Origin of the sequence: Streptomyces ziwulingensis (assembly GCF_039542605.1) — a bacterium.
GTDB lineage: Bacteria > Actinomycetota > Actinomycetes > Streptomycetales > Streptomycetaceae > Streptomyces > Streptomyces ziwulingensis.
This window is the reverse complement of the sequence record NZ_BAABIG010000059.1, coordinates 1-6,583: the sequence shown is the minus strand read 5'-3', so window position 1 is coordinate 6,583 and position 6,583 is coordinate 1. Positions and strand designations below refer to the sequence as shown.

The window sequence follows — 6,583 nt, the reverse complement described above, 5'->3', positions numbered from 1 at the left end:
CCTGCCCACCTACGCCTTCCAACGCGAACACTTCTGGCTGCGGGCGCCGGAGGACGGCGGCGATATGACGGCGGTCGGCCTGCGCGCCGCCGGCCACCCCCTGCTGGGTGCCGCGGTGGAGCTGGCCGACGGCGCCGGGGCGGTACTGACCGGCAGGCTCTCCCTGCGCACGTATCCGTGGCTGGTGGACCACGCGGTCATGGACACCGTGCTGCTGCCGGGCACGGCCTTCGTGGAGCTGGCCGTCCGGGCGGGCGGACAAGTCGGCTGCGACCACCTGGAGGACCTGACCCTGGCGGCGCCGCTCGTCCTGCCCGAGCACGGATCCGTCCAACTCCAGGTCGTGGTCGGCGAGGAGGACGCGTCGGGACGGCGCCGGGTCGGCATCCACTCACGCCCCGGCCCCGGCGCCGACACGGACGACGACCGGCCGTGGACACGCCACGCCACCGGCGTCCTGACCGCCGAGCCCGCGCCCGCCCCCACCGGGCTGACCGCCTGGCCCCCGGCGGACGCCGCCGAGGTCGACACCGGCACGCTGTACGAGACGCTCGCCGGGCAGGGCTACGGTTACGGCCCCGTCTTCCAGGGGCTGAAGCGGGCCTGGCACCGAGGTGACGAGATCTTCGCCGAGGTCGAGCTGCCGGAGGAACAGCGTCCGGAGGCGGGGGCGTTCGCTCTCCATCCGGCCCTGCTCGACGCCGCCCTGCACTCCGCCGTCCTCAAGGCACTGGACGGGGGCGCCGATCCCGGCCTGCCGTTCTCCTGGTCCGGGGTGCGGATCCACTCCCCCGGTCCCTCGGCCCTGCGGGTCCGCCTGACGACGCGCCCGGACTCCGACTCCGTTTCCCTCGTGATCGCCGACGGCACCGGCGCGCCCGTGGCGATCGTGGACTCGCTCGCGTGGCGCACCGTGTCGCTGGAGGCGCTGCGTGCCGCCGCCTCCAGCTCGCAGGGCACGACCGACGATCTCTACGAGGTCGTATGGCCCGCCCTGCCCGCCGCCGGCACCGCCCCGGCCCCCGCGTCCGGGTGGGCCCTGCTGGGCGAGCACGCCGCCGCCCTCGTCACGGACCTCGCGCACTCCCCCGACGGTCCCGAGCAGCCCGCGCCGTCCGGCGCCCCGGAGGTCTACGCGGACGTGGCGGCGCTGGCCCAGGCGGTGACCGACGGCGCCCCCGTCCCCGGGACCGTCCTGTACGTGCCGCCCCCCACCGACGGTGACACCACGGCCCTGCCCACGGCCGCTCGGGCAGCCGCCGCCACGATGCTGGACATCGTGCGGAGCTGGTCCGCCCACCAGGCCCTGGACGCCGCACGGCTGGTCGTCCTGACACGGGGTGCCGTCCCCACGCCGTCGCCGGGGGCCGGCGAGGTGTCGGACCTCGGGCACGCGGGCCTGTGGGGACTGGTCCGCACCGCGCAGACGGAGTACCCCGGCCGCTTCGTGCTCGTCGACACCGACGGGCGGCCGGCCTCCCTGCGCTCCCTGCCCGGGGCGCTGGCGGGAGGGGAACCGCAGCTCACACTCCGGGACGGCGAGGTACGGGTGCCGCGCCTGGCCAAGGCCACGGCCGCGACCGCCGGTCCGGCCGCCGCTCCCTGGACCGGGGAGGGCACTGTGCTGATCACCGGCGCGACCGGTGCCCTGGGCGTCCTGGCCGCCCGGCACCTGGTCGCCGCCCACGACGTGCGGCACCTGCTCCTCGTCAGCCGGCGGGGCGACCGGGCACCCGGGGCCGCCGAGCTGACACGGGAACTCCGGGAGGTCGGAGCGTCGGTGACCATGGCGGCGTGCGACGTCGCCGACCGTGACGCGCTCGGCGGACTGCTGGCTTCCGTACCGCCGGAGCACCCGCTCACCGCGGTCGTGCACACCGCCGGTGTGCTGGACGACGGCGTACTCGCCTCGATGACGTCCGAACAGCTCGACCGCGTGCTCCGTCCCAAAGTGGACGCCGCGTGGAACCTGCACGAGGCCACCAAGGACCTCGACCTGTCGGCCTTCGTCCTGTACTCCTCCGTCTCCGGGCTGATCGGCCCGCCCGGGCAGGCCAACTACGCGGCCGGGAACACCTTCCTCGACGCGCTCGCCCACCACCGGCGCTCGGCGGGCCTGCCTGCGGTGTCCCTGGCCTGGGGGCTGTGGGGCGAGGCCGGAGGCATGACCGCGCACCTCGACGAGGCCGACCGTCGCCGCATGGCGCGGGGCGGTGTCGTCCCCCTGCCGTCCGAGGACGGCATGCGGCTGTTCGACACCGGCATCGGACTCGGACCCGCCCTGCTGGCACCCGTACGGCTGAACACCGCGGCCCTGCGCGGGCAGGGCGACCGGATGCCCGCCGTGCTGCGCGGCCTCGTACGCCCTGTCAAGCGGCAGGCGGCCGCCGCCGAGGCCGTGGGCGGTGACGCGCTGGTGCGGCGGCTCACGGGCCTGAACCCGGCGGAACGGGACCGGGTCCTGCTGGACCTGGTGCGCGCCGAGGTGGCCACGGTGCTGGGTCATTCCGGGCCCGAGGCCGTCGACCGCGAGCGCGCGTTCAAGGAGCTCGGCTTCGATTCGCTGGCCGCCGTGGACCTGCGCAACCGGCTGGGTGCCGCCACCGGGCTCCGGCTCCCGGCCACCCTCGTCTTCGACCACCCCACCCCCCGGTCGCTGGCGGAACACCTGGGCGCGGAACTCCCGCTCGGCGCGTCCGGCCCCGCGGACGGTTCCGTGCTCGGGACGCTGGAACGGCTGGAGGCGGGGATGTGGTCCGGGGCCACGGACGGCGCGGACCGTGAGGTGGTCGCGAACCGGCTGGAAAGCCTCTTGTCGAAGCTCCGCGCGTCAGGAGGCGTGGCGGACGCGGACGGCGGCTCCCTGGACGACGACGTCCGCTCGGCCCCGGTGGAGGAACTGCTGGGCATCATCGAGGAGGAGCTGGATGCGGGCTGATTCCCGGGTCGGCCCGTGGGGCGTACGAGGCTGCGCGGCCCCAGCCGCATAGGGGATAGATAGGGGTGGAGCGCGCGCGGGCGCCAGTAGTGTCCTGGCTGAAAGCCACACCGGGGGCCCGTAGCAGCGGAAGAGCACGGCCGGAGGCCGTGGAGCACGGCCGGGCCCCGCGGCACAGTCACAGCAACGGGGGAGAACACATCATGGCCGATGGCTGGATGCTTGCGGATCTGGCGCTCATCGCTCCGGATCCGGCCTCGGACGCGGCACTCTCGGCCGCGTCCGCACCCACCTTCGTGGAGACGCCCGACCGGGAGTCCGTCTCCGTCACACCGGACGATCCTCGCTACCAGGACCTGCTTCTGCGGGGCTACAACCGCCGCTTCACCGGCAACCCGGACAACATCCGCGTCGTCACCAGCACCGCGCAGGTGATCGACGCCGTCAACGACGCCGTGCGCGAGGGCAAGCGGATCGGCGTGCGCAGCGGCGGCCACAACCTCGACGGGCTCGTGGACGGCCCGAAGGTGCGGAGCGTCATCGACGTCACCGGCATGCGCTCGGTGTCCTACGACCCCAGGATGCGGGCCTTCGCCATCGAGGCCGGCGCCACCCTGGGCGAGGTCTACCGCACCCTGTACTACGGCTGGGGAGTCACCCTTCCCGGTGGGGCCTGCCCGCCCGTCGGCGTCGGCGGCCACATCACGGGAGGCGGTTACGGCGCCCTGTCCCGCAAATACGGACTGGTCGCGGACAACCTGTACGCCGTCGAGGTCGTCGTGGTGCCCGCCCGGGGCAGCGCCCGGGCCGTGGTGGCCACTCGTGAACCGAAGGACCCCAACCGCGATCTGTGGTGGGCGCACTCCGGCGGCGGAGGCGGCAACTTCGGAGTCGTCACCCGCTTCTGGCTGCGCTCGCCCGACGCCTTCTCGAACGACGCCGGCCGGTTGCTGCCGAAGGCGCCCGGCGGGACGCTCATCTCCCGGGCCGTGTGGAAGTGGGACGAGCTGGACCGGGAGTCATTCGTCCGCATCGCCCGCAACGTCGGCGCCTGGCACGAGCGGTACAGCGCCCCCGGCATGAAGGAGAACGCCCTGTTCGCAGGGTTCATCGCCCCCCGTGTCGAGTTCGGCACGGTGACCGTCGCCGGGCAGGTCGACCCCACGGTGGAGGGCAACGAGCGCATTCTCCACGACTTCATCACGGCGGCCTGCGAGGACGTGGACGTCAAGCCGACGGTCACCACCTCGTCGCGGCTGCCGTGGCTGACCACCGTCCTGTCCTACGTCGACACCGGCATCGGCCTCGGGGCCAAGCCGCCCCTGCGGTCCAAGACGAAGGGTGCCTATCTCAAGAAGCGCTACACCGACGCCCAGATGGAGACGGTGCACGCGTACCTGACCAGCCCCGACTACCGGCACGCCCCGGCGGCCTTCGCGCTCTCCTCGTACGGCGGGCAGATCAACGCGCCCGCCGTGGACGCGACCGCCACGTCCCACCGCCAGTCCGTCCTGCTGGCCTCCATCTACAACTACTGGGACAAGGCGGAGGACGACGACCGCCACCTGACCTGGTCCAGGAACTTCTACCACGACCTCCACCAGGACAGCGGAGGAGTGCCCGCCCCCGGCGACCGCTACGACGGCTGCTACATCGGCTGGCCGGACGTCGACCTCGCCGACCGCACCCTGAACACCTCGCCGACGCCCTGGCACACCCTGTTCTACTGCGACAACTACACCAGGCTGAAGGACATCAAGAAGACATGGGACCCGCGCGGCGTCTTCCGCCACGGACTGTCCATCTGACCGTCCCGAGGGCCGGCTGACCGCCGCTTCCCGTCTCCGGGCCCCTGAGCGCGCCGATCCCCGGCGTGCCCAGGGGCCCGTGCCTCATCACGAGCGACGCCGATCGACGGCAGACGTGATGCGTGCCACCTCAGCGGCAGTCGTCCACGACAAGGGCGGCCCGTTCCGCATCCAGGAAGTGATGACGGCGGCCGGGCCCCGGCCGCACGAGGTGCTGGATGCTGGTGCGGCTCCACGCCACCATCAAAGGCAGCGGAGGATCCGACAACGCGGCGAGGTGCCGTAGCTGTCGTCGCGCGCCCGCCAGGAATTGCGGGACAGCCCTTAGGGGGATCTTAGGGGTTCCGGAGTGCGGCCGCTGAGTAGCATTGCGGATCAGTCGTGCAATGGGATTCGCCCTGCACTTTTTCCACCAGTTCCTTTTGCTGCAGGCTACCCGATGAGGGAAGTGGCGCCGGTGCCGGAAGAAGATGAGAAGGAAAAGCTCGTCGATTACCTGCGGCGAATGACTGTCGATCTGCGCCGGGCCCGGCGACGAGTCCAGGAGCTGGAGTCCAGGTCCGCCGAACCCGTCGCGATCGTCGGCATGGCCTGCCGGTTTCCAGGCGGTGTGAACTCCCCCGAGGCACTGTGGCATCTGGTGACGGAGGAAGCCGACGCGATCGGGCCCTTCCCGTCCGACCGCGGCTGGGAGGACGACCTTTACGACCCCGACCCGGACCGCTCGGGTAAGACCTATGCGCGCGAGGGGGGATTCCTCCACGACGCCGGCGATTTCGACGCCTCGTTCTTCGGGATTTCCCCCCGCGAGGCCATGGCGATGGACCCACAGCAGCGGCTGCTGCTCGAGACGGCGTGGGAGACGTTCGAACGCGCGGGCATCGACCCGGCCGAATTGCGGGGCAGCCGCACCGGCGTCTTCGCGGGGCTCATGTACCAGAGTTACGTACCCGGCCACACGCGGGCACCGGGTGAGGTCGAAGGCTATGTCGTCAGCGGGAACTCCGGCAGTATCGCCTCCGGCCGCATCGCCTACACCCTGGGCCTGGTGGGTCCGGCGGTGACGGTGGACACGGCGTGCTCGTCGTCGCTGGTGGCCCTCCACCTGGCGGCGCAGGCCCTGCGGTCCGGCGAGTGCTCGCTCGCGCTGGCGGGCGGCGTGACGGTCATGACCACACCCACCCTGTTCGTGGAGTTCAGCCGACAGCGCGGGCTGTCCCCCGACGGCCGGTGCAAGTCCTTCGCCGACGCCGCCGACGGCGCCGGCTGGGGCGAGGGTGTCGGCATGCTGCTGCTGGAGCGGCTGTCCGACGCGCGGCGCAACGGACACCGGGTGCTGGCCGTGGTGCGCGGCTCCGCCGTGAACCAGGACGGCGCCAGCAACGGCCTGACCGCACCCAACGGACCCTCGCAGCAGCGGGTGATCCGTCAGGCGCTGGTGTCGGCGGGGCTCTCCAGCGCGGATGTCGACGTCGTGGAGGCCCACGGCACCGGCACACGTCTAGGGGACCCGATCGAGGCCGAGGCGCTGCTCGCCACATACGGGCAGGGCCGTGACGCCGAACGGCCGCTGTGGCTGGGTTCGTTGAAGTCGAACATCGGTCATACCCAAGCCGCGGCGGGCGTCGCCGGCGTGATCAAGATGGTGCTGGCGATGCGGGAGAGCATCCTGCCGCGCACCCTGCATGTCGATCGGCCATCAGCAGCGGTGGACTGGTCGTCGGGTGCGGTGGAACTGCTGCGCGAGGCGCGGGAATGGCCGGTGTCCGACCGTCCGCGCCGAGCCGGTGTCTCCTCCTTCGGTATCAGCGGGACGAACGCGCATGTGGTGCTGGAG

At 72.5% G+C, this 6,583-nt stretch carries 3 protein-coding genes; all 3 read left to right on the top strand.

Annotated elements, in window-relative coordinates; all coding sequences use genetic code 11:
• A partial coding sequence (locus ABEB00_RS27025; RefSeq protein ID WP_345622971.1) for a type I polyketide synthase occupies nt 1-2,938 on the top strand: 2,938 nt, incomplete at its 5' end.
• A gap of 203 nt (nt 2,939-3,141) precedes the next feature.
• Nucleotides 3,142-4,746: an FAD-binding oxidoreductase gene (locus ABEB00_RS27020; RefSeq protein ID WP_345622970.1), complete on the top strand. Its 1,605-nt coding sequence runs from the start codon at nt 3,142-3,144 to the stop codon at nt 4,744-4,746.
• Nucleotides 4,747-5,185: 439 nt separating this feature from the next.
• Nucleotides 5,186-6,583 (top strand): type I polyketide synthase (locus ABEB00_RS27015; RefSeq protein ID WP_345622969.1); only part of this gene is annotated, 1,398 nt, incomplete at its 3' end.